The 23977-nt window shown below is 59.3% G+C and carries 26 protein-coding genes; 9 read left to right on the top strand and 17 right to left on the bottom strand.

The window, feature by feature from the left end:
- Position 1: 1 nt before the first annotated feature.
- Genes ACP15L_RS20950 through ACP15L_RS20940 form a run of 3 tightly spaced genes read right to left on the bottom strand, consistent with a single transcriptional unit; the run spans position 2 to position 2745 of the window.
- Positions 2 to 1720, bottom strand: a complete 1719-nt coding sequence (locus ACP15L_RS20950) for a sensor histidine kinase (protein ID WP_425085652.1) — start codon at positions 1718 to 1720, stop codon at positions 2 to 4.
- Between the two features lie 32 nt (positions 1721 to 1752).
- Positions 1753 to 2457, bottom strand: coding sequence for a response regulator transcription factor (locus ACP15L_RS20945; RefSeq protein ID WP_170380430.1), 705 nt, complete (start codon positions 2455 to 2457; stop codon positions 1753 to 1755).
- A gap of 21 nt (positions 2458 to 2478) precedes the next feature.
- The gene (locus tag ACP15L_RS20940) at positions 2479 to 2745 is read right to left on the bottom strand and encodes a hypothetical protein (RefSeq protein ID WP_425085651.1); all 267 of its coding nucleotides are present in this window, start codon (positions 2743 to 2745) and stop codon (positions 2479 to 2481) included.
- 60 nt (positions 2746 to 2805) lie between these two features.
- Between ACP15L_RS20940 and ACP15L_RS20935 the strand changes: the two genes are divergently transcribed.
- The 3 genes from ACP15L_RS20935 (at position 2806) to ACP15L_RS20925 (ending at position 5614) form a co-directional block, all read left to right on the top strand.
- Positions 2806 to 4404: a phosphoenolpyruvate carboxykinase gene (locus ACP15L_RS20935; protein WP_425085650.1), complete on the top strand. Its 1599-nt coding sequence runs from the start codon at positions 2806 to 2808 to the stop codon at positions 4402 to 4404.
- Positions 4405 to 4747: 343 nt separating this feature from the next.
- Complete coding sequence (locus tag ACP15L_RS20930) at positions 4748 to 5038, top strand: hypothetical protein (RefSeq protein WP_170380432.1); 291 nt, start codon at positions 4748 to 4750, stop codon at positions 5036 to 5038.
- Between the two features lie 111 nt (positions 5039 to 5149).
- Positions 5150 to 5614: a hypothetical protein gene (locus ACP15L_RS20925; RefSeq protein WP_425085649.1), complete on the top strand. Its 465-nt coding sequence runs from the start codon at positions 5150 to 5152 to the stop codon at positions 5612 to 5614.
- Between the two features lie 4 nt (positions 5615 to 5618).
- Here ACP15L_RS20925 and ACP15L_RS20920 read toward each other — a convergent pair whose 3' ends face one another.
- Entirely contained in the window at positions 5619 to 6383 is a 765-nt protein-coding gene (locus tag ACP15L_RS20920; protein WP_425085648.1) for a sulfite exporter TauE/SafE family protein, read from the bottom strand.
- Positions 6384 to 6527: 144 nt separating this feature from the next.
- Between ACP15L_RS20920 and ACP15L_RS20915 the strand changes: the two genes are divergently transcribed.
- The 3 genes from ACP15L_RS20915 to ACP15L_RS20905 all read left to right on the top strand — a co-directional run bounded on the left by ACP15L_RS20915 (position 6528) and on the right by ACP15L_RS20905 (position 9412).
- The gene (locus tag ACP15L_RS20915) at positions 6528 to 8219 is read left to right on the top strand and encodes an acyl-CoA dehydrogenase family protein (RefSeq protein WP_425085647.1); all 1692 of its coding nucleotides are present in this window, start codon (positions 6528 to 6530) and stop codon (positions 8217 to 8219) included.
- A gap of 208 nt (positions 8220 to 8427) precedes the next feature.
- On the top strand, positions 8428 to 8976 hold the full coding sequence (locus ACP15L_RS20910; protein WP_425085646.1) for a hypothetical protein: 549 nt from the start codon (positions 8428 to 8430) through the stop codon (positions 8974 to 8976).
- Between the two features lie 43 nt (positions 8977 to 9019).
- A complete protein-coding gene (locus ACP15L_RS20905; protein ID WP_425085645.1) occupies positions 9020 to 9412 on the top strand; it encodes an META domain-containing protein in 393 nt (130 codons plus the stop codon).
- Here ACP15L_RS20905 and recO read toward each other — a convergent pair.
- The gene (recO, locus tag ACP15L_RS20900; protein WP_425085644.1) at positions 9396 to 10121 is read right to left on the bottom strand and encodes a DNA repair protein RecO; all 726 of its coding nucleotides are present in this window, start codon (positions 10119 to 10121) and stop codon (positions 9396 to 9398) included. The genes ACP15L_RS20905 and recO overlap by 17 nt on opposite strands.
- A gap of 140 nt (positions 10122 to 10261) precedes the next feature.
- Here recO and ACP15L_RS20895 point away from each other — a divergent pair, with 140 nt between their 5' ends.
- Both ACP15L_RS20895 and trhA read left to right on the top strand, forming a co-directional pair.
- Positions 10262 to 12547 carry a fatty acid cis/trans isomerase gene (locus tag ACP15L_RS20895; protein WP_425085643.1) on the top strand — a complete coding sequence of 762 codons (2286 nt, stop codon included), beginning with the start codon at positions 10262 to 10264 and terminating at the stop codon, positions 12545 to 12547.
- 122 nt (positions 12548 to 12669) lie between these two features.
- Positions 12670 to 13338 (top strand): PAQR family membrane homeostasis protein TrhA, encoded by a 669-nt coding sequence (gene trhA, locus ACP15L_RS20890; protein WP_425085642.1) that lies wholly within the window; start codon positions 12670 to 12672, stop codon positions 13336 to 13338.
- Positions 13339 to 13345: 7 nt separating this feature from the next.
- Here the strand turns inward: trhA and ACP15L_RS20885 are convergent, their stop codons facing one another.
- The 3 genes from ACP15L_RS20885 to era all read right to left on the bottom strand — a co-directional run bounded on the left by ACP15L_RS20885 (position 13346) and on the right by era (position 15008).
- Complete coding sequence (locus ACP15L_RS20885) at positions 13346 to 13669, bottom strand: SemiSWEET transporter (RefSeq protein WP_425085641.1); 324 nt, start codon at positions 13667 to 13669, stop codon at positions 13346 to 13348.
- A 104-nt stretch (positions 13670 to 13773) separates the two neighbouring features.
- Positions 13774 to 14103 carry a DUF1491 family protein gene (locus ACP15L_RS20880; protein ID WP_170494055.1) on the bottom strand — a complete coding sequence of 110 codons (330 nt, stop codon included), beginning with the start codon at positions 14101 to 14103 and terminating at the stop codon, positions 13774 to 13776.
- Positions 14100 to 15008, bottom strand: coding sequence for a GTPase Era (era, locus tag ACP15L_RS20875; RefSeq protein ID WP_170380441.1), 909 nt, complete (start codon positions 15006 to 15008; stop codon positions 14100 to 14102). Before era ends, ACP15L_RS20880 begins: the two co-directional genes overlap by 4 nt.
- A 158-nt stretch (positions 15009 to 15166) precedes the next feature.
- Between era and ACP15L_RS20870 the strand changes: the two genes are divergently transcribed.
- On the top strand, positions 15167 to 16543 hold the full coding sequence (locus ACP15L_RS20870) for a multicopper oxidase family protein (RefSeq protein ID WP_425085640.1): 1377 nt from the start codon (positions 15167 to 15169) through the stop codon (positions 16541 to 16543).
- Positions 16544 to 16646: 103 nt separating this feature from the next.
- On the opposite strand, the gene rnc is transcribed toward ACP15L_RS20870, so the two are convergent.
- The 9 genes from rnc to folK form a co-directional block, all read right to left on the bottom strand.
- Entirely contained in the window at positions 16647 to 17327 is a 681-nt protein-coding gene (rnc, locus tag ACP15L_RS20865) for a ribonuclease III (protein WP_425085639.1), read from the bottom strand.
- Positions 17324 to 18163, bottom strand: coding sequence for a signal peptidase I (gene lepB, locus ACP15L_RS20860; protein ID WP_425085638.1), 840 nt, complete (start codon positions 18161 to 18163; stop codon positions 17324 to 17326). Before lepB ends, rnc begins: the two co-directional genes overlap by 4 nt.
- A gap of 57 nt (positions 18164 to 18220) precedes the next feature.
- The gene (gene acpS / locus ACP15L_RS20855; RefSeq protein WP_425085637.1) at positions 18221 to 18640 is read right to left on the bottom strand and encodes a holo-ACP synthase; all 420 of its coding nucleotides are present in this window, start codon (positions 18638 to 18640) and stop codon (positions 18221 to 18223) included.
- Positions 18637 to 19260 (bottom strand): LysE family translocator, encoded by a 624-nt coding sequence (locus ACP15L_RS20850; protein WP_425085636.1) that lies wholly within the window; start codon positions 19258 to 19260, stop codon positions 18637 to 18639. The genes acpS and ACP15L_RS20850 overlap by 4 nt, the downstream gene beginning before the upstream one ends.
- Positions 19257 to 20003 (bottom strand): pyridoxine 5'-phosphate synthase, encoded by a 747-nt coding sequence (locus tag ACP15L_RS20845; RefSeq protein WP_425085635.1) that lies wholly within the window; start codon positions 20001 to 20003, stop codon positions 19257 to 19259. Before ACP15L_RS20845 ends, ACP15L_RS20850 begins: the two co-directional genes overlap by 4 nt.
- A complete protein-coding gene (locus ACP15L_RS20840) occupies positions 19996 to 20694 on the bottom strand; it encodes a DUF2062 domain-containing protein (RefSeq protein WP_425085634.1) in 699 nt (232 codons plus the stop codon). Before ACP15L_RS20840 ends, ACP15L_RS20845 begins: the two co-directional genes overlap by 8 nt.
- A 16-nt stretch (positions 20695 to 20710) precedes the next feature.
- On the bottom strand, positions 20711 to 22843 hold the full coding sequence (locus tag ACP15L_RS20835; RefSeq protein WP_170556386.1) for a RelA/SpoT family protein: 2133 nt from the start codon (positions 22841 to 22843) through the stop codon (positions 20711 to 20713).
- 26 nt (positions 22844 to 22869) lie between these two features.
- On the bottom strand, positions 22870 to 23223 hold the full coding sequence (rpoZ, locus tag ACP15L_RS20830) for a DNA-directed RNA polymerase subunit omega (RefSeq protein ID WP_170380450.1): 354 nt from the start codon (positions 23221 to 23223) through the stop codon (positions 22870 to 22872).
- Positions 23224 to 23319: 96 nt separating this feature from the next.
- Positions 23320 to 23889 (bottom strand): 2-amino-4-hydroxy-6-hydroxymethyldihydropteridine diphosphokinase, encoded by a 570-nt coding sequence (gene folK, locus ACP15L_RS20825; protein ID WP_425085633.1) that lies wholly within the window; start codon positions 23887 to 23889, stop codon positions 23320 to 23322.
- Positions 23890 to 23977: the final 88 nt, after the last annotated feature.

The raw sequence follows: 23977 nt of genomic DNA, 5'->3' as shown, positions 1-23977 counted from the left end.
CCTAGACAGGAAGCCCCACGACGAAACGCGCACCCAGCGGCTCCGAGGTGACATCGGCTTCGGTCGGTCGGATATTCTCAGCCCAGATCACACCGCCATGAGCTTCGACAATCTGTTTCGAGATCGCCAACCCGAGGCCGGAGTTGTTGCCAAAATGCTCCTCGGGGCGCTCAGAGTAGAAGCGTTTGAAGACCTTGGTCAGAGCCTGTTCCGGTATGCCGGGGCCTGTGTCTTCGACGACGACCAGCACACGCTGGTCGCGTTGACGTACCCAGACGCGGATCGCATCGCCCTCCTCGCAGAAGGAGATCGCATTGGTGATCAGATTGACGAAAACCTGGGCCAAGCGCGCCTCAAGCCCATTGATCACGATCGGGTCGGCGGGCAGATCGGTGGCGTATTCAATGCCCTTGGACTTGGCATCTTCGCCCAGAAACTGACCCAGATTGTCCAGCAGTTTCAGCAGGTCAAAGGGCTGCTCAGCCTCTTTCACAAGCTCCGCATCCAGCCGCGAGGCGTTAGAGATGTCGCTGACCAGACGGTCGAGACGCCGTACGTCATGTTCGATGACGCCCATCAGCTTTTCACGCTGATCGTCGCGCTTGACCATCCGAAGTGTTCCAACAGCGGATTGGAGGCTGGCCAGCGGGTTCTTGATCTCATGCGCCACGTCCGCTGCGAATTGTTCATTTGCGTCAATCCGATTGTAGAGCGCCGTGACCATGCCCCGCAGCGCCAGGCTGAGGCGACCAATCTCATCAGGGCGGGCGCTCAGATCCGGGATGCGGATACGGCCCGGATTAACGCCTGTACCCCGGTCTTTGCCCATCTCGGCCGCGGCGGCCAGATCGGCCAGCGGATTGGCAATGGTCGACGCCAAAACAAGGCTGAGACCGACCGAGACCAGCAGAGCGACAACAAACATCTGCAGGATCCGCTCCTGCTCGCGCCGGGCCAGCGCGTCGATCTCACCTGCCGGGCCGGTTATGGCAACAGCTCCGACTGTCGTGTCGTTGAACACGATGGGAGAGGCGGCAACGATAACCGTCTCATCCATCTCGTCCTGAACGGCCTGCACCTGCGTTCTGCCGCCAAGCGTATCGGGGATGATGGATTGCACCCGTTGGGCCAGCGTCGGGGCCTCGTCAGTCGTTGACCAGTTGAACACCCGGGATACCCCGGTCCAGACCGCATTTAAAGAGTCACTGATAACGGTGCTTCCAGTTTGGATATCCGCCTCTGACTGCAAGATGGTCGACAGATCAACGGCAACTGAGGCACCCCGCGTCCAACCGATCAACGTGCCGCTGGCGTCGTAAACAAAGACCTCGCCACCTTCTGGTAGACTTAACCCGGCCAGAGTATCACCCACATCCAGCACCCGCGGATTTTGCGCGCCCGCGGCTGCGTTCTGACGGATCTGAGCCTCGAACACGTTGCTGACCAGCTGTGCGTCGCCCATCAGGTTGCGCGCGGTTTGCTGAACCTGTTCCTTCCGGGAATCGTCCAGATACAAAAGACCGGTCACGAGAATGACCAAGGCAATCAGGTTGAAGGTGACGATCTTGCGCGCCAAAGGCGAGCCGCGCAGAGAAAACAAGTTCCTCCGCGACCGCTTCTCTCGCAGTTCGGCAGACTCGGGGTCTTGTGGGATAACCCAGTCATCCCCGATTACGACATCACCGTCGTGCAGCTCGTCAGATTGGTCAGTGTCACGCACGGGACCACAATACCTTCAAACGGGGCGCGTGCCTATTCTTCGTTGTAGCGGTAGCCGATGCCATAGAGCGTCTCGATGGCCGAGAACTCAGGATCAGCGGCGCGCATCTTCTTGCGAAGGCGTTTGATGTGGCTGTCGATGGTGCGGTCGTCGACATAGACCTGATCGTCATAGGCCACGTCCATCAGCTGGTCGCGGCTTTTGACGAAGCCTGGGCGTTGCGCCAAGGCCTGCAGAAGCAGAAACTCGGTCACGGTCAGTGAAACATCATTGCCCTTCCAGGTCACCGCATGGCGCAGCGGGTCCATCCGAAGCTCACCACGCTCCATAACCTTCGCATCACCAGTGCTGACCGCAGCGCTATCGCCCTCGGTCGCTTCCTGACGACGCAGCAAAGCGCGAATGCGTTCGACCAGAAGGCGCTGCGAAAACGGCTTCTTCACATAATCATCCGCGCCCATGCGCAGACCCAGAACCTCGTCGATCTCGTCATCCTTGGAGGTCAGGAAGATAACCGGCATCTGGGTTTTCTGGCGCAGCCGCTGCAACAGGTCCATCCCGTCCATCCGCGGCATCTTGATATCCAGAACAGCCATATCGGGCAGCTTTTTATTGAAAGCATCCAGCGCAGCCTGACCGTCATTATACGTTTCAACCTCGAAACCCTCAGCTTCGAGCGTCATGGATACCGACGTCAGAATGTTTCTATCGTCATCCACCAGTGCAATCTTTGACATTGGGGTCACCCCTATTCCTGCTCACATACGCAATAATACGCTTTTTTGTAGGATATTGTTGGCGGTTTTAAGGCGCCGAATCAATCCGTAACCACGAATCAAGCCTTTCTTGCGGCAGTTCTGCGGCAAAAATGCCTTGCCGACCGCAAAATGCTGCCCGGTTTTCCGACAGGAAATTTGTGATGGCGCTAAACCTAGACTTGGTTGCGCTAACTGCGTCAAAGCCTCCTGTTCATGCCCCAAACGACCATGATAAGAGGTCGCCTGTCCGCCGGAGTCCTCCGGCATGATTGCCCCAAGAGCGCACCGGGCCGAACTGCCTCCGCGCCGCCACAGGAGAAGACACACATGACATCTGGACGGGTTAACCCGCAATTCCGCCTCGAAGATCAGGGCATCGAGGGTCTGGGCAATGTCTATTACAACTTCATGGAACCGGCGCTGATCGAAGAGGCGCTGAAGCGCGGCGAAGGCACTCTTGGCAATGGCGGGGCCTTTCTGGTCACCACCGGCAAGTTCACTGGCCGTTCGCCCAAGGACAAACACGTCGTCAAAACCGACAGCGTCGCCGACAGCATCTGGTGGGAAAACAACGCCGCCATGAGCCCCGAAGGCTTTGACGCACTGTACGAAGACATGCTGTCCCATATGAAAGGCCGGGACTATTTTGTGCAGGACCTCGTTGGCGGGGCCGATCCGACCTATTCGATCAACGTGCGCATGGTCACCGAGCTGGCCTGGCACAACCTGTTCATCCGCCACCTCCTGCGCCGCCCTGATCGCGAAGATCTGGATGATTTCACGGCTGACTTCACCATCATCAACTGCCCCAGCTTCCAAGCGGATCCCGCCAAGCACAACTGCCGTAGCGAGACTGTGATTGCACTGAACTTCGACCGCAAGCTGATCCTCATCGGCGGCACCGAATACGCGGGTGAGAACAAAAAGTCCGTCTTTACCCTGCTGAACTACATGCTGCCGGAAAAAGGCGTGATGCCGATGCATTGCTCGGCCAACCACGCCGTTGGTAACCCGGTCGACACGGCTGTGTTCTTCGGCCTGTCCGGCACCGGCAAGACCACCCTGTCCGCCGACCCGGCGCGCGTGCTGATCGGTGACGACGAACATGGCTGGTCGGATCGTGGTACGTTCAACTTCGAAGGTGGCTGCTATGCCAAGACCATCAACCTGAACGCCGAGGCCGAGCCCGAGATTTACGCGACGACCTCGAAATTCGGCACGGTGATCGAGAACATGGTCTTCGATCCCGAAACCAAGGAACTTGATTTCGATGATGACTCACTGACTGCAAACATGCGCTGCGCCTACCCGCTCGAGTATATCTCGAACGCATCCAGCAGCGCTCTGGGCGGTCATCCCAAGAACATCATCATGCTGACCTGTGATGCGTTCGGCGTACTGCCTCCCATCGCGCGGCTGACACCGGCGCAGGCCATGTATCACTTCCTGTCGGGCTTCACCTCTAAGGTAGCAGGGACCGAGCGTGGCGTAACCGAGCCGCAGCCGACCTTCTCGACCTGCTTTGGCGCGCCCTTCATGCCGCGCCGCCCCGAGGCCTATGGCAACCTGCTGCGTGACAAGATCGCCCAGCACGGTGCGACCTGCTGGCTGGTCAACACCGGCTGGACCGGTGGCGCATACGGGATTGGCAGCCGGATGCCGATCAAGGCAACCCGCGCCTTGCTGACTGCTGCGCTGGACGGTTCGCTGGCCGATGCCGAGTACCGCAAGGATGCTAATTTCGGCTTCGACGTACCTGTCTCGGTTCCCGGAGTGCCTGAGGTTCTGCTGGATCCGCGCCGCACCTGGGATGATCAGGTTGCGTTCGACAAGCAGGCAGAGAAGCTGGTGCAGATGTTTGCGGAGAACTTTGAACAGTACATTCCGTTCATCGACGAAGACATCAAGGCTGTTGCCATCGGCTGACCTGAATCAAGGGCGCTTCGGCGCCCTTTTCTATGCCAGAGCGTTCACCTTCCGGTTACCGCGCGGAAACAGCATATACAAATGCGTTGTTCCGAAGTTTCCGATACGCTACAGTCGCTACATTAAATTGGCCCGGAGCTTTTGCACCGGGCCGAATCTTAAAATAACCTTTGGGCAGCTCATGCGCGGACACTCACACCAGCGAATTGGGCAACCTAATCACGACGCTAGTCTAAGTAGATGGGGTAAAGTGTCAATATGAAACCAGCCAGACACCACGGTGTTTGGATATATTTCCAGGTTTCGGCTTTGGCCGCGTTGGCACGAAAAAGACAGGTAAGATATGACCGAAATCTCGAAACTCACCGAACTTCGCAAGCTCATGCAAAGCATGGAGCGCACACTAGGCCTTGAACAGCTTTCTCCGGTCGAGCGCGACATTTATTACGCGGCCGAAGAGCTATCGAAAGCCGATCAGGAAGTCCGGACATTCGGCTTGATCGAACACACTCTGGTCCAGAGCGTTTCGCGGCCCACCTTTTTCCGCGCGCTGAAGTCGCTGGTCGAAAAGGGTTATCTGTCGCAAAGCGGCACAGCCAATCGCGGACGGTATATCGTACATGCACCACGGTGACGCCGCGCCCCGGCAGATCAACGGCTGATCGACGTGCGCAAGTGGGCCTCGGAAACATTTTTTGCCTCTTTGGCCTATGTGATCGCATCCTTCCTCACTTTTGAGGTCCTGATGCCTTTGCAGAACTTGTTCTTTCCCGAATATCCAAGCCGGGCAAGTCTGCTGTTTCTACCACATGGCGTGCGCGTTCTATCCGCGTGGTTGTTGGGCTGGAGGGCGATCTTTGCCCTTCTTCCCGGTGTTTTCATCGTTTTCGCAGCACTCGGCGGCAGCGATGTGTTCCTGCCAAGCCGTCTTTTGGCAATGGCAATCGCCGTAACAACGGTTCCGGCGGTCTTCTATCTCTGCAAATGGCTCGGTTGGGATCTGTTTCCACGCGCCGACCGCAAACCCTGCTGGATTTGCATCATGGGCGTCGGCGTTGTAACCTCGTTCCTGGTCTCGGGTCTGACGAATTTAGCCTTCGGCAGTGCGACCGCTGAGTACATCGCCTTTCTGATCGGAGACGTCTCGGGCCTCTTCTTCCTGATGCTCGGCCTCTATTTCGCTTTTCGCTTTGCGGAAAAGCGGGCGTGATCCGCTAACCGAACAGACCACGGCGGACAAGGTTCAGCCCAGCAACCAACAGTACCAACAAGGTTATTTTCCGAAACAGGGCCTGATCAATGCGGTTCTGCAATCGCATCCCCAGCCACAAACCCCCAAGGGCTGGCAAGACCAAAACTGCCGAGAACGGCGCTGTCTCGCGGTTCAGTATCCCTGAACCGATATGTGCCACTGTCAAAGCCACAGCGCCCAAACCATAGATCACACCCTGTACTCTCAACTGCTCTTGCTTTGGGGTGTTGAGGGCCGTCAGATACGCCACGGTCGGAGGCCCCCATACGCCCGAAATCCCACCGACAAAACCCGCAATTACGCCGAAGATCGCTTCTATACGCGCTGATGCTTCCTTGAGGGAAAAGGTGACCCCGAGGATCTGCAGCAATGCAAAACCTGTCACCGGAATGCCGATCAACATCAGGAAGGTCGAGGCCGGAACCAGCGTCACCAATTGCGCTCCGAGCAGCAGAAAGATCAAACCAACGCTCAGAAAGACCCGGAACCGCCGGATCGAGGCAATAGCCGCCCGCCCCCCTTCCTGCAGCGCCTGAACGCCGTTGGTCACAACGGTCGAGAAGATCAGACCGGCAACAGCAAGCTCGGGCGGAAGAAACATGCTCAGCCCAGAAACAAGAACCATCGGCATCGCAAAACCGACCATGCCTTTGACCCATCCGGCAAGACAGGCAATCGCAGCAGCCAGAACAAGATCGGTCGGAGAGAGTATGGAAAACAGTGTCATGCCGTCTAGATATCACCCTGTGCGCTCTCTGCACTGCAAAAATGACAAGGTAATATTTGAACTTTTTCGCAGCGTAATAAGTATTTTTGTTGCGCTGCACGTGCAGCATGATATGACCAGACGACGCAAAAGAGGACGTGATTCATGGCCCATGACGGACAGGATATGACCCAGATGACGACAGCTGCGATTTTGCCGGACCTTCTGGCCCTGACAAAGGCCGCTGTACCAGCGGTTGAAGCTGTATTTGAACGCGCGCGCGATTCGGTACGGTCCATGGTCGAGGCTGACGGTCGCGTCTCGGGCGCGTTGATCGAGGCGAACCAGACAGCTGCTCACGGGCTGGCATGGCTGGCGACCTATCATCAGTCCCTTGCACAGATGCAACGCTGGGCCGAAACGCTTGAGGCGGACGGCAAGTTTGGCGAGATTGAGCAACTGCTGCACCAGATCGCCTTTGGTGAGTATCTGCATCAGGTCGCTGGCGGTATCCCCATGAACCAAGGCGAAGTTGTACGCCTGCAGGATCTGGGGCTGGGCTGGGACGCTCTGTCCGGGTTCCAGACTTCTGAGATCCAGACGCTGATGGCGCAGGCCAATACGCAAGCCGCGCGGTCTCGCCTTGTCGCCCTGATGGAAGACCAGGCCGGAGCCACCATGTTCGGCGCGTCGGGTCTGGACGAAGAACTTGAGATGATCCGTGACCAATTCCGCCGTTATGCCGTCGAAAAGGTCGAACCGCACGCCCATGACTGGCACCTCAAGGATGAACTGATCCCGATCGAAGTCATCGAAGAACTGGCCGAGATGGGCGTTTTCGGCCTGACCATCCCCGAAGAGTTCGGCGGATTCGGCCTGTCCAAAGCTTCGATGTGCGTGGTGTCCGAGGAGCTTTCGCGTGGCTATATCGGTGTTGGCTCTCTGGGCACGCGCTCCGAGATTGCGGCTGAGTTGATCATCGCAGGCGGTACGGATGAGCAAAAAGCGAACTGGCTGCCGAAGCTGGCCAGCGCTGAAATCTTGCCGACGGCTGTGTTCACCGAACCCAACACCGGCTCGGATCTGGGCAGCCTGCGCACACGCGCGGTCAAGACCGCCGATGGCGACTATGAGATCACGGGCAACAAAACGTGGATAACTCACGCGGCCCGTACCCATGTGATGACCCTACTAGCGCGCACCAATCCTAACAGCACGGATCACCGGGGCCTGTCGATGTTCCTGGCCGAAAAGACGCCGGGAACGGACGAAGCCCCCTTCCCCACCCCCGGCATGACCGGCGGTGAGATCGAGGTGCTGGGCTATCGCGGCATGAAAGAGTACGAGCTGGGCTTTGACGGCTTCCACGTGAAGGGTGAGAACCTTCTTGGCGGCGAAGAAGGCAAAGGCTTCAAACAGTTGATGGAGACTTTTGAGTCCGCCCGTATCCAGACCGCCGCCCGCGCCATCGGCGTGGCGCAAAGTGCGCTGGATATCGCGATGCAATATGCGCAGGACCGCAAACAATTCGGCAAATCCCTGATCAACTTCCCGCGCGTCTCCGGCAAGCTGGCGATGATGGCGGTTGAGATCATGATTGCGCGGCAGCTGACCTATTTCTCGGCCTGGGAAAAAGACCACGGCCAGCGCTGCGATCTTGAGGCCGGCATGGCAAAGCTGTTGGGCGCACGTGTGGCCTGGGCCGCGGCTGATAACGGGCTGCAGATTCACGGCGGCAACGGCTTTGCGCTGGAATACAAGATCAGCCGCGTTCTGTGCGACGCGCGTATTCTGAACATTTTCGAAGGGGCTGCCGAAATTCAGGCACAGGTCATCGCACGGCGTTTGCTGGGCTGACCGAAATTCGGCAACTTCATTTCCCCAACTGAACCCGGCGCCCGCGCCGGGTTTTTTTCTTGAATTGCTTATTTTGTGCGCGGCACTATCCGCGCGTCCCACAACGCGTACAGAACCAATTCTGAACACTCCTCACTGCAACTTCCCTCTTCCCGATCCCGCGCAGATCACTTACACGACCTCTCGAAACCCGGACGGAGAGACGAACGTGATACGCTTGACCGCGCTGCTTGCTGCCTTGGTGATGCTGACCCTTGGGGCTTGCGCTCCGTCTTCGACCGTCACACGGGCGGATGTCGATGGGCTGGCGCTTGAGATCCGCAACCTTGGCCCCAATGTCGACCCGGCCGAGGCCCGCCGCGCCGCGGAAATCTCGTACAGCTATTCGCAACAATTGAAGCGCGACTGGAACGTGACGGATTCGCCGATCGTTCACAACGCCAAGGTCATCAACGGCTTTCGCGACTACGGCCTGTGCAATGACTGGGCGCAGGCCATGACCCGGCGCTTGCAGCAAGAGAACTTTCAAACGCTGGATGTACATTGGGCCACCTCTCCTCCGACCACGTTCCGCATCATCCACCATTCGGCAGCGATCAGCGCGCGGGGAGACAGCCTGAAGGAAGGCGTGATCCTTGATCCCTGGCGGCAGAGCGGCGACCTGTTCTGGGGCGAGATCTCGGAAGACGACCGTTACAACTGGCGGCCCCGGCTGGAGGTGCGCGAAGAGCTGATCTCGGCCAGCGTAGGCAGCTGAGATTCCGGTTCAGCCGCACCCGAAGACACGCTAGATTGTGCCCATGCTACGCCTGACCCTCGTTCTGCCCTTGATGGCCCTGTTTCAATGCGACCGCGACGAAACCGTGGCGGCCTATGGCGCGTCTGACTGGTCCTGGGTGCTGCGAGAGATTGATGGGCAGCCGTTTGAGGCCAGCGTCATACTGCAATTCCCCGAAGAGGGTAAGATCGCGGGCAATGCCCCCTGCAATAGCTACAATGGCACGCTGAACGCGCCCTATCCTTGGTTCGCGATCAAGGACCTTGCCGCCACTCGCGCCGCCTGTGCCGCGCTTGAGGCCGAGGGGGTTTATTTCGCCGCCCTGTTGGCGATGACCCAATCCGAGGTTTCCGGCGATGTGCTGATCCTGCGCAATGAGGACGGGCACGAGATGGTGTTCAAAGCCGCCGAGTAAGCCTCTCGATGAACCGCGCCCGCGCCTCGGGCGGCGGATGATGGCCCAGCGCGGGCGCAACGCGGTGTTCCATGAAATACCCTGTCGTATTCAGCCCCTGCACGATCTCAGAATCCGGGGCCGTCCCTTCGCCCCTTAGACAGGGCGGCAGGGGCAACAGGCGGTCGACCCACTCTCCGGCGCCCTCAACACTGACGGCCCGACCGGTTTTGGGCGAGACATAGACCAGCCCCTCGGTCGCGCCGGTTACAGCGCAGGAGGACAGATCGAGGCCAAAACCCAGATCCTCAAGCAGCGCAAGTTCCCACCGCAGATAGGCCAACGGCCAGATCTCATCTTGCCCCAGCAGATCCATCAACTGCTCGGTCTGGGTATAGATGGCGGGATGCGGTTCCCGCTCGGGCAGGCAAAAGGACAACAGCGACACCACGGCGTTAAGCCCCGCCAGCGCCAGACGCCCGGAAAACGCCGCTGCCGCGCGCGAGCGCAGAGGTTCGACCTGGAAAGTGCCAATATGTTCCTCAAGCCGCGCACGCCACAGCACGTCCAGTTGCGCGCCTGGCTGCAGGATCGGCGCGATCTTGCGGCTGGTTCCCCCACGCACCACACCCGCATGACGGCCATGGGCCTCGGTGAAGACCTCGATGATCGCAGCCGTTTCACCGTGGCGGCGCGTGGTCAGTAAAATGCCGTGATCGCGCCAGTCCAAGGCAAGCTCCGGTCGGGGTTGGAAGTCGGTCGCCTCACAAGAGCGCAACTGCACGCCGGGCGCAAGCGGGATGGGGACTCGACAAACCGGGCGCTTGGTCCAAGATTATCATTGGGCGCGCGTTGGGCGGGAGGACAAAGATGCCAGGCAGAGTTTGGGTTTTGCTATTTGCAAGCTTGATCGGCTTTGGCCCTCTTTCCGCCTTCGCTCAGGCAGACTGGTCGCAAGTCAAGCCGGTTCTCGACAAGCGATGCGTGGTTTGCCACGGCTGTTATGACGCGCCCTGTCAGGTCAAGCTGACCTCGCCCGAGGGGCTGCTGCGCGGCGGCAGCAAGCTGGCGGTTTACCATTCACAGCGCCTAGAAGATGCCCAGCCGACCCGTTTGGGGCAAGATGCCACAACGGTTGAGGGGTGGCGGGATTTAGGGTTCCATCCGGTTCTTCCACAGGCACAAGGCGAGACCAGCCTGCTTGAACGCTATCTGGCACTGGGGGCCGAAAACCCTCTGCCCCCCAACGCACCCCTGCCGGACTCGTTGGAGCTGGCGCTTGACCGCCCGTTGGTCTGCCCAACCGATCAGGAGTTCGACGCCTTCCGCGAAAGTCATCCGATGGCCGGAATGCCCTATGGGACTGCGCCACTGGCAGCCTCAGAGCATGCGCTGTTGATGGACTGGGTGCAGGGCGGAGCGGCCTTGCCTAACGCGGCTACGCCATTGCCGGACGATATCCAAGAACAGGTCACCGCGTGGGAGGCGTTCTTGAACGCTCCCGACCCGCGCGCGCAATTGATGAACCGGTATCTGTTCGAACATCTGTTTCTGGCCCGCCTACATTTCGAAGGCGATGACCCACGGCGGTTCTTTCAAATGGTCCGGTCCAGAACGCCCAACGGAGAAGAGATCGACATCATCGCCACCCGCCGCCCGTTCGACGACCCCGGCGCGGACCCTTTCTTCTACCGTCTACAACCGTTCGATGAAACCATCGTCCACAAAGAACATCTGGTCTATACGCTAAGCCCTGATCGCATGACGCGGTTTCAGGCGCTGTTCCTGCAGCCCAACTGGGCGCTGACCGACCTGCCCTCCTATGGCGATGCCGAAGGCGGCGACCCGTTCTCGACCTTCGCGGCGATCCCCGCGCGTAGCCGGTACCAATTCCTTTTGGACGATGCGCTGTTCTTTGTCCGCAGCTTTATCCGCGGCCCTGTCTGTCACGGAGAGACTGCCGTTGACGTCATCGAGGACCGGTTCTGGGTCAGTTTCCTTGACCCCGACGCCGACCTCTCGATCACCGACCCAAGTTTTCTGGCCGAGGGCGCTGCACTTCTTGAGCTGCCCGTAGCGCAGGTAGGCCAAAACTTGGGTGACCTGCACATGTTCTCGCATCAGAACCAGGCCCAGTACCTTGAGTTCCGCGATACCCGCTATCGTAACAGCCCTGCGTATCAGACCGGTTGGGGCTATGATGCGATCTGGGATGGCGAGGGAACCAACCCGAACGCCCTGATCACCGTGTTTCGGCACTTCGACAACGCCTCGGCCCTGACCGGGTTTCATGGCGACATTCCGGAAACCGCCTGGGTCATCGACTATCCGGTGTTTGAACGAATCTACTACAATCTGGTTGCCGGATATGATGTGTTCGGACGTGTCGAGCATCAACTAGCGACCCGCATTTACATGGACGAATTGCGCATGGAGAGTGAGGATAACTTCCTGACCTTCATGCCGCGCAATCTGCGGCCGGGGATGCACGAAAACTGGTACCGAGGCGTTCTGGCCAGATTGCACACTTTTTGGCACACCCGTCGCATCGACGACACGATGCCCACGGGGATCACATTTGAAACAAACGCCCCGAAGCAGGAGTTTCTTCTGCAACTTCTAGCCCGCGGCAATGGTTTGTGGCTGCTCTCCGACCCTATCAACCGATGCGATGGTGGGGATTGCGCTCAGGATGCCCTGACTTCCCTCACTAGCCAGACCGGGCCTTGGGTCAAGTTCCTGCCCGACCTTTCCTTGCTGGTGGTCGAGACAAGCGACGAGAAAGCCGATGTTTTCACCCTGATCCACGACAAGGCCCATACCAACATAGCCTTCCTGTTTGACGAATCCGCCCGGCGAGAGCCCGAAAAAGACGTTCTGACCATTCTGCCTGAGATGATCGGAAGCTACCCAAACTTCTTCTTCAAACTGCCTGAAGCGCAATTGCCCGACTTTGTTCAGGCTGTGAAAGCGGTCGCCACGCAAGAAGACTGGATGCAGCTGGTTGCCGATTTCGGCGTGCGTCGGACCAGCGAAGATTTCTGGGCCATCAGCGATCAGATCCACACCCGTTTTTTGAAGGATAACCCAATCCAGGCGGGCATTCTGGACCTCAACCGGTACAAAGACCCAAAGCTCGGCGAAGATCCGACCTGAGCATTGCGGTTTGATGAAGAGGGGATGAAAAACACCCGCCAGCGCCGCAAGCTGTGGCACCCACACGAGAAGTTCAGCCCGGTAGACTTGCCCTAGGACGGCAGCGGACCTACCCTTCTGCTATGCGATCTTTTGCACATATCCGGCCAGCCTATAGCCGGGCCGAGCGCATCAGTGACGGAGTTGTACATGTTCTGGGCCTGTTTCTAGCCCTTATCGCGGTTCCCATTCTGATTGTCATGACGATGTTCTATCGAGCCGACCCGGACGCGGTCATGGGCGCGTCGATCTACGGTGTGACGCTGATCCTGATGCTCAGCTTTTCTGCGCTCTACAATATGGTCGTCAGCGACCGATGGTCAGAAGTTCTGCGCAGGCTGGATCACTCGGGCATCTATGTGAAGATCGCAGGAACCTACACGCCTTTCCTGCTGCTGTCCGGAGCGCAAGCCCCGGGGCTGATGATCGGCCTTTGGTCCTCGGCGACGCTGGGGTCGGTGCTGAAAATGGTGGACCCGCACCGCTTTCGCTGGATCGGGCTGGTCTTGTATCTGGGAATGGGCTGGGCTGCCGTCTGGAGCGGGCATGCCTTGCTGGACGAGCTGCCGCCCTCGGTATTCGCCCTGATGATTGCCGGAGGGGTAGTCTACACCGCAGGCGTCATCTTCTACCTGTCCGACTGGATGCCCTATCACAATACGATTTGGCATGTTTTCGTTCTAGCAGGCAGCGTACTGTTCTTCGCCGCCGTATCGCTGCGGGTGTCGCTAGAGCCGCTGGTGCTAGGCTAGAACCCCCTCAGAACGTCAGGCCCGCGTGCATCAGGATACCAATCACCATCAACAGGTTGAGGACCATCGAGATCCCATTGCCTACATAAATCGGTAGCTTCCCGACCACCAACCCGTAAGCAAACCACAGGAATGACAGCGCAGCATAGAGCGACCAGGACAAAAGCGACTGGCCAGTGGCGTGTTGCGAGTGGGTGAAAAACAGCTTGATCAGCTGCGGCAGCGTGGCAAAGGGACCGACGACACCAATGAAGACCATGAAGCCTTCGAATCGCTGCATCCAATGACCCAGGTTCGATTTTTCAAGTTTCTCAGCGAGTGTTTCAGCCACGCCAACACCTGACCTTTTTGCGGTTTTCTCAACGATCAGCCTGTGCCGACCTGACCTTAAAACTAGACGGTTTGGGCCGCCTGTCCAAGTCCCTGTAAGTGGGGCTATTCCAGACCCTCTTCATCCAGTAAATGCCGCCCCTGCCGGTCTTCGACCTCGATCACCCATAGATCAGGGTCAAAGCTGCGCTGGCGTTGGATGGCCTCGTCCACATCACCCTCGGCGCCGCTAGAGAGTTCTACCCATTTGCGCGCGCCGCTCATCAGGTCAAAGCTGCGTTGGAAGGCCACCGCCATCCCATCAAGCGTGTTGAGCTTGACCAGCACCGCACCCGCCGTGTCGTCGCCATGCGCAACCACAAAGGCCGGGATCTCCTGAAACCGCAACCGCGCCAGATAGGCATGGACCCAGAAGTCTGCGGTCAGACGGGTCATGCGTTGCCGTCTTTGAAATCCAGTCCCATTTCCGAGTACCGCTCGGATTCCTCCAACCAGTTGGGCCGGACTTTGACCTGCAGGAACAGGTGAATCTTGCGGTCGAGGAACTCTTCCAATTCCGCCCGCGCGGCCTGGCTCACGGCCTTGATCGTCTCGCCCTTTTTGCCCAGCACGATGCCTTTGTGGCCGTCGCGCATGACATAGATGATCTGATCAATCCGGGCCGAGCCGTCTTTGCGCTCTTCCCAGCTCTCGGTTTCGACGGTCAGCTGATAGGGCAGTTCCTGATGCAGGCGCAGGGTCAGCTTTTCGCGCGTCATCTCGGCGGCGATCATGCGAAGGGGCAGATCGGCGATCTGGTCTTCGGGATAAAGCCAAGGACCTTCAGGCAGCTCACCCGCCAGCCATTTACGCAGGTCGTCGACGCCGTGGCCTTTCTCGGCCGAGATCATGAAGGTCTCAGCAAAAGGGTAGCGAGCGTTCAAGTCGCTGGTCAGCGCCAACAGCTTCTCGGAGGGCACCTTGTCGATCTTGTTGATGGCCAGCGCGATGGTGCGGCCCTGTCCGATCTCTTCGAGACCTTCGAGGATCCGCTCGACCCCTTCGGTGATGCCGCGATGGGCCTCGATCATCAGGACAACCACATCCGCATCAGCCGCCCCACCCCACGCAGCGGCAACCATCGCACGGTCCAGACGGCGGCGGGGCTTAAAGAGGCCAGGCGTGTCCACAAAGACCAGCTGCGCGTCGCCCTCCATCGCCACGCCACGGATGCGGGCGCGGGTGGTCTGCACCTTATGCGTCACGATCGAGACCTTGGCCCCGACCATGCGGTTCAAAAGGGTGGATTTGCCTGCGTTTGGCTCTCCGATCAGGGCGATAAATCCGGCGCGTGTGGTCATGTGTGTTGCGATCCTGTTTGCAAGTGCGCACCCCTATAGCAGAAAGCCCGCGCGGGCCAGAGGGATTTGTCGCATTGCGATCCGTCGTGTGCAGTGAAACTGTAGCCATACGCCACGCCGATGACAGCCAGGCGAGGATTTCATCAAAGAGGCAAATCATGAAACGACGCGAGTTCCTTTTGGGAAGCAGCGCCGCCGCAGGGGCAATCGGAGTAGGAGGATTCGGTCTAGCCTCGGCCGCGCCTGAACTGGTCATCCAATCGGCCAGTTTTACATTGCGCGATCAGGTGACGACCGGGATGGTCAGCCTATCCTCTGATGCGCCGCCGCCGGTGCTGCGGGGCCGTCAGGGTGAAGCGATGCGCCTGCCGGTGCGCAACTCGACACTGGACTACACCGCGATGCATTGGCACGGGCTGCGTATTCCCAATGCGATGGACGGCGTGCCCTATCTGACCCAGATGCCGATTGGGCCGAATGAACTGTTCGACTATGAGTTCACGCCCCCCGACGCCGGGACCTATTGGTACCACCCCCATTGCATGACGATGGAGCAGATGGCCTATGGCCTGACCGGCGTGATGGTTATTTCAGAGGCCGAAGATCCCGGTTTTGACAGCGAACAGGTCATTAACCTGCGTGATTTCCGTCTGGATGATGAGGACCAGTTCCTGCCCGCCTACACCCAGCGCGGCGCAGCTAGGGCTGGAACGTTCGGCAATCTACAAACTGCAAACTGGCTGGATACGCCCGTTTATGACCACGTCTCGGGCGGGTTGGTACGGCTGCGGGTGGTGAACACGGACACGACCCGGATTTATCGGCTGCATCTTGCGGGCGGTAAGACCCGGATCATCGCCTGGGACGGACATCCGGTTGATGTCGAGCTCCCCCTGCCAAGCGCCGAGGACCCTCTGCTGGTCGGGCCTGGCCAACGGGTGGATTTCGCGGTCGCGATGCCGTCGGGCAAGGGGCAGATGGTGGATCTTGTCGCGAAACTGCCAGGTCAGCCGCATCGCCCGATGGCACGTCTTCGGGCCGTAGGCGCGGATGTTGCGCGCGATTTGCAGGAGTTGAAACCACTGCCCCCGAATCCGGTTGCACGGCCTGATCTAACCAAGGCCGAACTGCATGAGTTCGTCTTTGGCTGGACGCCCGAAGGTGGAGAGCCGAATAACGGGTTCTGTGGCTCTCTGGGATATAATTTCTGGTCGATCAATCGGACCCCCTGGGCGGGCGATGCCGCCGAGGGCGGCGGCCCTCTGGCTGTTTTGGAGATGGGCAAAAGCTACGTTCTGCGGCTACGAAACGAATCGCCGAACCTGCACCCGATCCATTTGCATGGGCTTGTGTTCACGCCGTTGAAGTCGAACTTGCGCAAACTGCCGCCTTTGCTGACCGATACCATGCTGCTTCTGAAGGATGAGGTCGTTGAGATCGCACTGGTCGCCGACAACCCCGGCGACTGGGCATTTCATTGCCATGTGATTGAGCATCAGAAAACTGGTCTGACCGGGTATATCCGGGTGGTTTAGGGATTGGATTGGCTGCGCCAAGCAAACTGGGAGGGGGCCGGCCCCCTCGTCCGGATTTCATCCGGCCTCACCCCCGGGATATTTTTGGCCAGATGAACGGGGGCTACTTCGGCAGCGAGTCCAGAAGGGCTTTTGCCGCCGCCTGTTCGGCCTGGCGCTTTGATCCGGCGGTGGCCTGTGCCTCGGTCCCGTCCTGTAGGCGGGCGGCGATGGTGAAAACCGGGGCGTGGTCGGGGCCGCTACGCTTGACTTCAATATAGCTGGGGGGTTTCTGGCCGCGGGCCTGTGCCCATTCCTGGAGCGAAGTCTTTGCGTCGCGAGCGTCGGATTCGACCGTGTGGATGCGATCCCCCCAGAGGGCGAGGATGACGTCGCGAGCGGCCTCGAACCCGGCGTCGCGGTAGATAGCGGCAATCACTGCCTCCATGGCGTCGCCCAGAAGCGCCTGTTTGCGGCGCCCCCCGGACAGCATCTCGGACCGGCCCAGCTTGAGCACGGCACCCAGATCAATTTGACGGGCGACATCGGCACAGGCTTCTTTACGCACCAGCGCATTGAAACGAGGGGCCAGCTGGCCTTCGGAGGCTTTCTTATCCGCCTCCAGCAATGCTGTTGCCATCACCAGACCCAGCACGCGGTCGCCCAGAAATTCGAGCCTTTGGTTATCGGGCCGAGTGGCGGACGAAACCGAACCATGGGTTAGTGCCCGCACCAACAGCTCGGGGTTTGAGAACTCGTACCCCAAGCGTTGCTGAAATGCCTTTATGTCGGCCGATACCTTCAATTGACCGCCTTGAAGAAGCGGTCGCTGCGCCATGTCCAGAAGAACAGCATAGACCGGCCAGCCGACGAGAACATGATCCGGTCTGCGCGACCGATCAGGTTTTCGTAAGGAACATAGCCTACCCCACCAGCAGATTGCGGCAGACGGCTGTCGGCAGAGTTGTCGCGGTTGTCGCCCATGAAGAAAAAGTGGCCTTCGGGCACCGTGTAGATGCCGGTATTGTCGGACCCCTGATTGCCGATACTCAACACATCATACGACACGCCATTGGGCAGGGTTTCGACAAAGCGCTCTTTCTCACAGACGCCACCGATGCCGACCGGACCGTTGGAGCAGCGCGGACGCAGGCGTTGCGGGCCTTGCGGAGCCGCCACTTCAGTGAACACGCCATCGGCTTGTTGCGGGACGGGTGTGCCGTTCAGGATGATCTGCCCTTGGCGAACCTGAACGCGGTCGCCCGGCAGACCGATGAGGCGCTTGATGTAGTCACGCCCCGTAACAGGGTGACGGAAGACGATCACATCGCCGCGCTCGGGCTCTCCGCCCCAGATGCGGGTATTGTCGTCACCCGGAAGCCAGCCGCATATATCCTCGGCGTCTATATTCAGACCGACGCTGGGGATGATCAGGCTGGGGCAGGAGGCGTAGGAGTAACCGTAGGCCATCTTGTTGACGAACAGAAAATCGCCGATCAGTAGGGTCTGCTTCATCGAGCCGGAGGGAATCCAGAAGGGCTGGAAGAACAGGGTGCGGAAAACGCCTGCGATCAGCAGCGCGTAGACAATGGTTTTGATCGTCTCCCAGATGGGATTTCCGGTTTTGACGTCCTCGGCCATACTGCTCTTTCGCTCCTTGGTGTGTTGGGTGCTACATGCGGGCCATGCGGGGGCAAGTCAAGGCTGCGTACCGGCTTCTTGAAGCGGGCGCGCCTCGATCACCACAAAGGCCTGCGCCCAGGGGTGGTCATCGGTCAGGGTGACGTGGATGATCGCCTCATGACCCTCCGGCGTCATCTGGCGCAGCCGGTCGGCGGCCCAGCCGGTTACATGCATCACGGGCTGGCCCGTGTACAGGTTGCTGACCGCCATGTCCTTCCAGGCGATGCCCATGCGCAGACCGGTGCCTAACGCCTTGGAACAAGCCTCTTTCGCGGCCCAACGTTTGGCGTAGGTGCCTGCGGTGTCGTGGCGACGTTCCGCCTTGCGCTGCTCGGTCTCGGTGAACACGCGATTGCGGAAACGATCGCCGAAACGGTCGAGCGTGCGCTGAATCCGCTCGATATTCGCGAGATCTGTGCCGACGCCGAGGATCACGTCAACCGCACCGTCAAAATCTTATAGCTGGCAACGCCGAAGAACCCAGCAAAGGCAAAATCGAACCAGCGGCGAGCGCGCCGGTAGGCGCTGACCATACGTGCCGAGGAAAACAGGAAGGCGTAACCGATGAAGATCAGCAACGATCCTATGTAGAGCAGGCCGAAATATCCCAACAGGACCCAAAGGCTGGCGTCATTCGGAGCCACGATCGCAAAGATCGACCCCCAGCTGAGGATCGCCTTGGGGTTTGTTAGGTGAATGGCCGCACCTTTCGCAAAGATAGTGCGCAGCGACCCGGTGACTGGCTTGCCCAATGGAACCTCACCGGCGGTCATCGCGCGGCGCAGGGCCTTGAGGGCCAGCCAGCCCAAATAGGCGACACCAAAGTAACGGATCACCTCGAAGACCCAGACATTTGCCAGCATGATCGCCGACAAGCCCAGCGCGGCGGCAATCCCCCAAGCAGCAGAGCCCGCGCATATGCCAAGTGCAAAGACCAGCCCTGCGCGGCGACCTTCAGTCATGGCGGTACCGGCAATGCCCATGGTGGCCGGACCGGGTGAGCCACCGGCCATCAACCAGGCAAACCAGATCGCTATGAAAGTCGGCGTGATCACGCCCGCGCCTCATCCATCAGGCGGCGCATTTCCTGTATGGCGGGGGTAAGGCCCAGAAAGATCGACTCGCCGATCAGGAAGTGGCCGATGTTCAATTCACGCACTTCTGGGAAGGCCGCGACGGGTTTCACCGTCTCATAGGTCAACCCGTGGCCTGCATGGACTTCGAGGCCCAGCGAATGGGCAAAGGTCGACATCTGGCGCAGGCTTTCCAGCTCACGCTCGGCGTCTTCCATGCGGCCTTCGGCGAAGGCGTCACAATAGGCGCCTGTGTGTAGCTCGATCACCTCGGCGCCGATGCGGTGGGCGGCCTCGATCTGGCGTTGGTCAGCGGCGATGAAGATCGACACGCGACAGCCGACATCGCGCAGCGGAGCAATGAAATGGGCCAGCTTGTTTTCCTCCCGCGCGACTTCCAGCCCGCCTTCGGTGGTGCGTTCTTCGCGCTTTTCCGGCACGATACAGACTGCATGAGGTTTGTGCCGCAAGGCGATCTTTTGCATCTCGTCGGTGGCTGCCATCTCAAAGTTAAGGGGCACCGAGAGGACGTCCATCAACCCGTCGATATCCGCGTCCGAGATGTGACGGCGGTCTTCGCGCAGATGCGCCGTGATGCCATCGGCCCCGGCCTCTTCGGCCAGTTTGGCGGCGCGCAACGGGTCGGGGTAAGCCCCTCCGCGTGCGTTACGCACTGTGGCGACGTGGTCGATATTCACACCAAGACGCAGATAAGTGTCAGACATCGCGCGATTCCTTTTTCACGGTTTGAGCTGAAGCTAGTGCCTTTTCCACCGAAGTGTCAGCCTCGGTTTCGGCCAGACGTTTGATTTCTTCGAATTTGGCTTTGATCCGCGCGCGGCGGCGCTGTTGATAGGTGCGGATCAGCGGCAGGCTGAGATAAAAGCAGATCACCCCAGCCAGCAGACCGGGAAGAATGCCGCCGATCATATAGGGGTAGAACACTTCGCGGTAGAAAAGACCCAGGCCGTGCCAATCCGCGACGCGGTCGGTAAACATGGCGAGGAAGTTGTTCTTCAGATCGCCCATCGCATCCGCGAATTTCCCCATTAGGCCGCGGGTTTCGCTTTTCTCGAATTCCGTTCCCAGAAGGAAATGCCCTGTCTGCAAGCAGACGACGCCAATTGGAACATAGGTCAGCGGATTGCCAAAGAACGTGCCGCTGAGGGCGGCCACGATATTGCCGTTGAGCAGGCGCGCGCCGATGGCGGCGACCAGAAAATGCAGGCCATAGAAGGGTGTAAACGCTGCAAACACCCCTGCCCCGATACCGCGTGCGATCCGCTCGGGCGAGTCCGGCAAACGGCGAACGCGATGTTTGACATAGTGAAAGGCGCGGGTCCATCCGCCACGTGGATAGACAAACTCAGATGCGGCCTGAATGGGAGAGCGTCGATCTCGGCGCTTGAAAACCACTCCTGATCACCTCATCTCAACCAGCCGGCAGGGCGGCATTTTCACGCTCTCGGTACCGTTCGACAGCGGCCACGTCACTTTCTGCCTCGAGCATCAGCATCAGCGAATGCAATTGTTCAAGGTCTCGCAGTTCGACATTGATCAGCAGTCGGTAAAAATCCGGTTTGCGGTCTACGAACTCAAGGTTCGAGATATTGGCCTTTTTCTCGCCGATCAATGTGCAAATACGCCCCAGTACGCCCGCATCGTTGCCGATGGTGAGGTCAAGTGTCGCGCCATAGACCGCCGGGTGGGTGCCGGAATGCCAGTGAAGATCGACCCACCGCTCGGGCTCATTCTCGTATGCGCCCAGGCGGTTGCAGTCGATTGCGTGAACCTCAACGCCCTTGCCCCGATGCGTGATGCCGACAATCCGCTCGCCCGGAAGGGGCTGACAGCAGGGGGCGCGGTCGAATTTCTGACCTGGTTCAAGACCAATCACGGCGCGCCGCAGCGGGATCGCATCGCCGTCGTCCTGTGTCAGTTCCGGATAAACGGCGCTGACCACATCATGGGCTGTCAGTTCGGCACTGCCCAAACGTGCCAGCAGCTCATGCCGGTCTTTCAGACGCAGGTGCTTGGCGGCTGTATCCAGCGCCTTGTCTGTGGATTTGCGACCCACATGTTCAAAACCGGAACGCGCAAGCTCTTTGCCAAGTTTGATGAACCGTTCGCGGTCAACCTCGCGCAGGGCACGGCGGATCGCGGTGCGGGCTTTGCCGGTGACCGCGATCTCAAGCCAAGTGACCTGAGGGGTCTGGCCATCGGCGGTGATGATATCGACCGACTGCCCGTTCTTCAGCCGGGTCCAGAGCGGCACGCGGATCGCGTCGACCTTTGCCCCGACACATGCGTGCCCAATACGGGTGTGGATGGCGTAGGCAAAATCAATCGGCGTCGCCCCGCGCGGTAGCTTCACGACATCGCCTTTCGGCGTGAAGCAGAACACCTGGTCCGAGTACATCTCAAGCTTGACGGCTTCGAGGAAGTCTTCGTGATCTTCCTCATTGTCGAATTGCTCGGTCAGGTTCGAAATCCACTTGGCGGGGTCGACCGCAAATGGGTTCTCGGTCCGGACACCGTCGCGATAAGACCAATGTGCGGCCACACCGGTTTCGGCCACATCATGCATCTGGCGCGTACGGATCTGAACTTCGACCCGTTTGCCGTCACGACCCGAAACAGTGGTGTGGATCGAGCGGTAGCCGTTCGATTTAGGCTGAGAAATATAGTCCTTAAACCTGCCGGGCACCGCGCGCCAGCGCTGGTGGATCGCGCCAAGGGTGCGGTAGCAGTCTTCCTCAGTTTCGGTGATGATGCGGAAGCCGTAGATATCAGACAGGCGCGAGAAGCCCTGATCCTTTTCCTGCATCTTGCGCCAGATTGAATAGGGTTTCTTAGCCCGACCGAAGACTTCGGCCTCGATGCCCGCTTTCTCCAACTCATGACGCATGTCGCCGGTGATCCGGTGGATCACGTCTCCAGTTTCGCGCTGCAGTGTGATGAAGCGGCGGATGATCGACTGACGTCCTTCGGGGTTCAGCACACGGAAGGCGAGGTCCTCCAGCTCCTCGCGCATCCACTGCATCCCCATCCGGCCTGCAAGCGGCGCGTAGATATCCATCGTCTCGCGTGCTTTGACGATCTGCTTTTCGGGGCGCATCGCCTTGATCGTGCGCATGTTGTGCAGCCGGTCGGCCAGCTTGACCAAGATCACCCGAAGGTCCTTGGACATGGCCATGAACAGCTTGCGGAAATTCTCGGCCTGTTTGGTTTCGCGGCTTGAGAGTTGCAGGTTGGTCAGTTTGGTGACGCCATCGACAAGTTTGGCGACCTCATCCCCGAACAGCTCCGCCACTTTGCCATAGCTGGCTTTGGTGTCTTCGATCGTGTCATGCAACAGCGCCGTGATAATGGTCGCATCATCCAAACGCTGTTCGGTCAGGATGGCGGCAACGGCAACGGGATGGGTAAAATAGGGCTCACCGGAATGGCGGAACTGCCCTTCGTGCATCTGCTGGCCGAATTCATAGGCCTTGGCGATGCGTTCAGCGTTTGTCTTTGGGTTATAATTGCGGACCAGCGCAATCAGGTCGTCAGCAGAAATCATCCGGTCCGCACCTTCGTTTTGAGGGCTTACCCCTGCCCTTGAGCCTCCATCAGGGCGCGCAGGAGTTTTTCTTCCGACATGTCATCTTCGGCAGGCTTGTCCGATTCGGCGCCCATCAGCAGAGCCATCTGATCTTCTTCCGGCTCATCAACCTCGATCTGGGTCTGGTTGGCCTCGATCAAACGCTCGCGCAGCTCATCCGCGCTCTGGGTTTCGTCGGCGATTTCACGCAGCGAGACAACGGGGTTCTTGTCGTTGTCACGGTCCACAGTGATCGGTCCACCGGCGGAAATCTCACGCGCACGATGGGCGGCAAGCATCACCAGTTCAAACCGGTTGGGAACCTTGTCTACGCAGTCTTCAACCGTCACGCGGGCCATGGAACGCTACTCCGTTGCTGAGTCCATATCAGGAAGCGTTGTATCTAAGACCGATTGAGCGCCTTGACAAGCAGGAAATAGCGCAAATCCACCAATCTACAAAGGTGTGACCGCGGCGATGTCTTCCGCTGGCAGCGCCTCGAGCATCTGCTGGACGGTCTGACCCAGAACTGGATGGCGCCAATCCGGGGCCACGTCGGCCATGGGCACAAGCACAAACGCCCGGTCCTGCAGTCGGGGATGGGGCAAAATCAGCTGCTCGGGGGCCTCTTGACGCTGCGCATCTGCTGGCAGGGTCAGCCAACGATCGAAGGTGGCAGGATCGGGCAGTAACTGATCCTCGTAGGCCACCAGATCCAGGTCTAGCGTCCGCATCCCCCAGCGCTGCACCCGTTCGCGACCGAACTTATGTTCGACCTCGTGCAAGACCTCCAGCAGAGGCGCAGGCGGAAGGTCGGTCTCGACCAGAAGGGCAGCATTGACGTAGTCCGGGCCCGCACCCGGAGGGAAACATGGGGTTTCAAAAAACCGGCTTTCGGCGCGAATCACCACGCCACGGTCCGCAAGCGCTGTTATTGCGTTGCGAAGTGTCACCTTGGGCCCTAATCCGCTCAGATTGAGATTTGCGCCCATCGCAACAACTGCATTTGACGTGGTTTTGCCCATTAATACCCCCATATTCGGCCAAATGCATACTTGCGATGCGCATTAAAAGCCCTAATTATAGGCACACCAGCACGCTTAATTTTACACC

Origin of the sequence: Ruegeria profundi (assembly GCF_049800715.1) — a bacterium.
Classification (GTDB): Bacteria; Pseudomonadota; Alphaproteobacteria; order Rhodobacterales; family Rhodobacteraceae; genus Ruegeria; species Ruegeria profundi_A.
The sequence above is the reverse complement of the archived record's forward strand: the minus strand, read 5'-3'. Positions and strand labels throughout refer to the sequence as shown.

Bases quoted from the DNA above. Each gene is read 5' to 3' on its own strand.
- ACP15L_RS20835 (WP_170556386.1), bottom strand. From the start codon at position 22,843: ATGATTTCTGCTGACGACCTGATTGCGCTGGTCCGCAATTATAACCCA.
- ACP15L_RS20895 (WP_425085643.1), top strand. From the start codon at position 10,262: ATGCCAGGCAGAGTTTGGGTTTTGCTATTTGCAAGCTTGATCGGCTTT.
- folK (WP_425085633.1), bottom strand. From the start codon at position 23,889: ATGGGCAAAACCACGTCAAATGCAGTTGTTGCGATGGGCGCAAATCTC.
- ACP15L_RS20920 (WP_425085648.1), bottom strand. From the start codon at position 6,383: ATGACACTGTTTTCCATACTCTCTCCGACCGATCTTGTTCTGGCTGCT.
- era (WP_170380441.1), bottom strand. From the start codon at position 15,008: ATGACCACACGCGCCGGATTTATCGCCCTGATCGGAGAGCCAAACGCA.
- trhA (WP_425085642.1), top strand. From the start codon at position 12,670: ATGCGATCTTTTGCACATATCCGGCCAGCCTATAGCCGGGCCGAGCGC.
- ACP15L_RS20930 (WP_170380432.1), top strand. From the start codon at position 4,748: ATGACCGAAATCTCGAAACTCACCGAACTTCGCAAGCTCATGCAAAGC.
- rpoZ (WP_170380450.1), bottom strand. From the start codon at position 23,223: ATGGCCCGCGTGACGGTTGAAGACTGCGTAGACAAGGTTCCCAACCGG.
- ACP15L_RS20945 (WP_170380430.1), bottom strand. From the start codon at position 2,457: ATGTCAAAGATTGCACTGGTGGATGACGATAGAAACATTCTGACGTCG.
- ACP15L_RS20845 (WP_425085635.1), bottom strand. From the start codon at position 20,003: ATGTCTGACACTTATCTGCGTCTTGGTGTGAATATCGACCACGTCGCC.
- ACP15L_RS20870 (WP_425085640.1), top strand. From the start codon at position 15,167: ATGAAACGACGCGAGTTCCTTTTGGGAAGCAGCGCCGCCGCAGGGGCA.
- ACP15L_RS20935 (WP_425085650.1), top strand. From the start codon at position 2,806: ATGACATCTGGACGGGTTAACCCGCAATTCCGCCTCGAAGATCAGGGC.
- ACP15L_RS20925 (WP_425085649.1), top strand. From the start codon at position 5,150: ATGCCTTTGCAGAACTTGTTCTTTCCCGAATATCCAAGCCGGGCAAGT.
- ACP15L_RS20880 (WP_170494055.1), bottom strand. From the start codon at position 14,103: ATGACCCGTCTGACCGCAGACTTCTGGGTCCATGCCTATCTGGCGCGG.
- ACP15L_RS20940 (WP_425085651.1), bottom strand. From the start codon at position 2,745: ATGCCGGAGGACTCCGGCGGACAGGCGACCTCTTATCATGGTCGTTTG.
- ACP15L_RS20915 (WP_425085647.1), top strand. From the start codon at position 6,528: ATGGCCCATGACGGACAGGATATGACCCAGATGACGACAGCTGCGATT.
- lepB (WP_425085638.1), bottom strand. From the start codon at position 18,163: ATGGCCGAGGACGTCAAAACCGGAAATCCCATCTGGGAGACGATCAAA.
- ACP15L_RS20905 (WP_425085645.1), top strand. From the start codon at position 9,020: ATGCTACGCCTGACCCTCGTTCTGCCCTTGATGGCCCTGTTTCAATGC.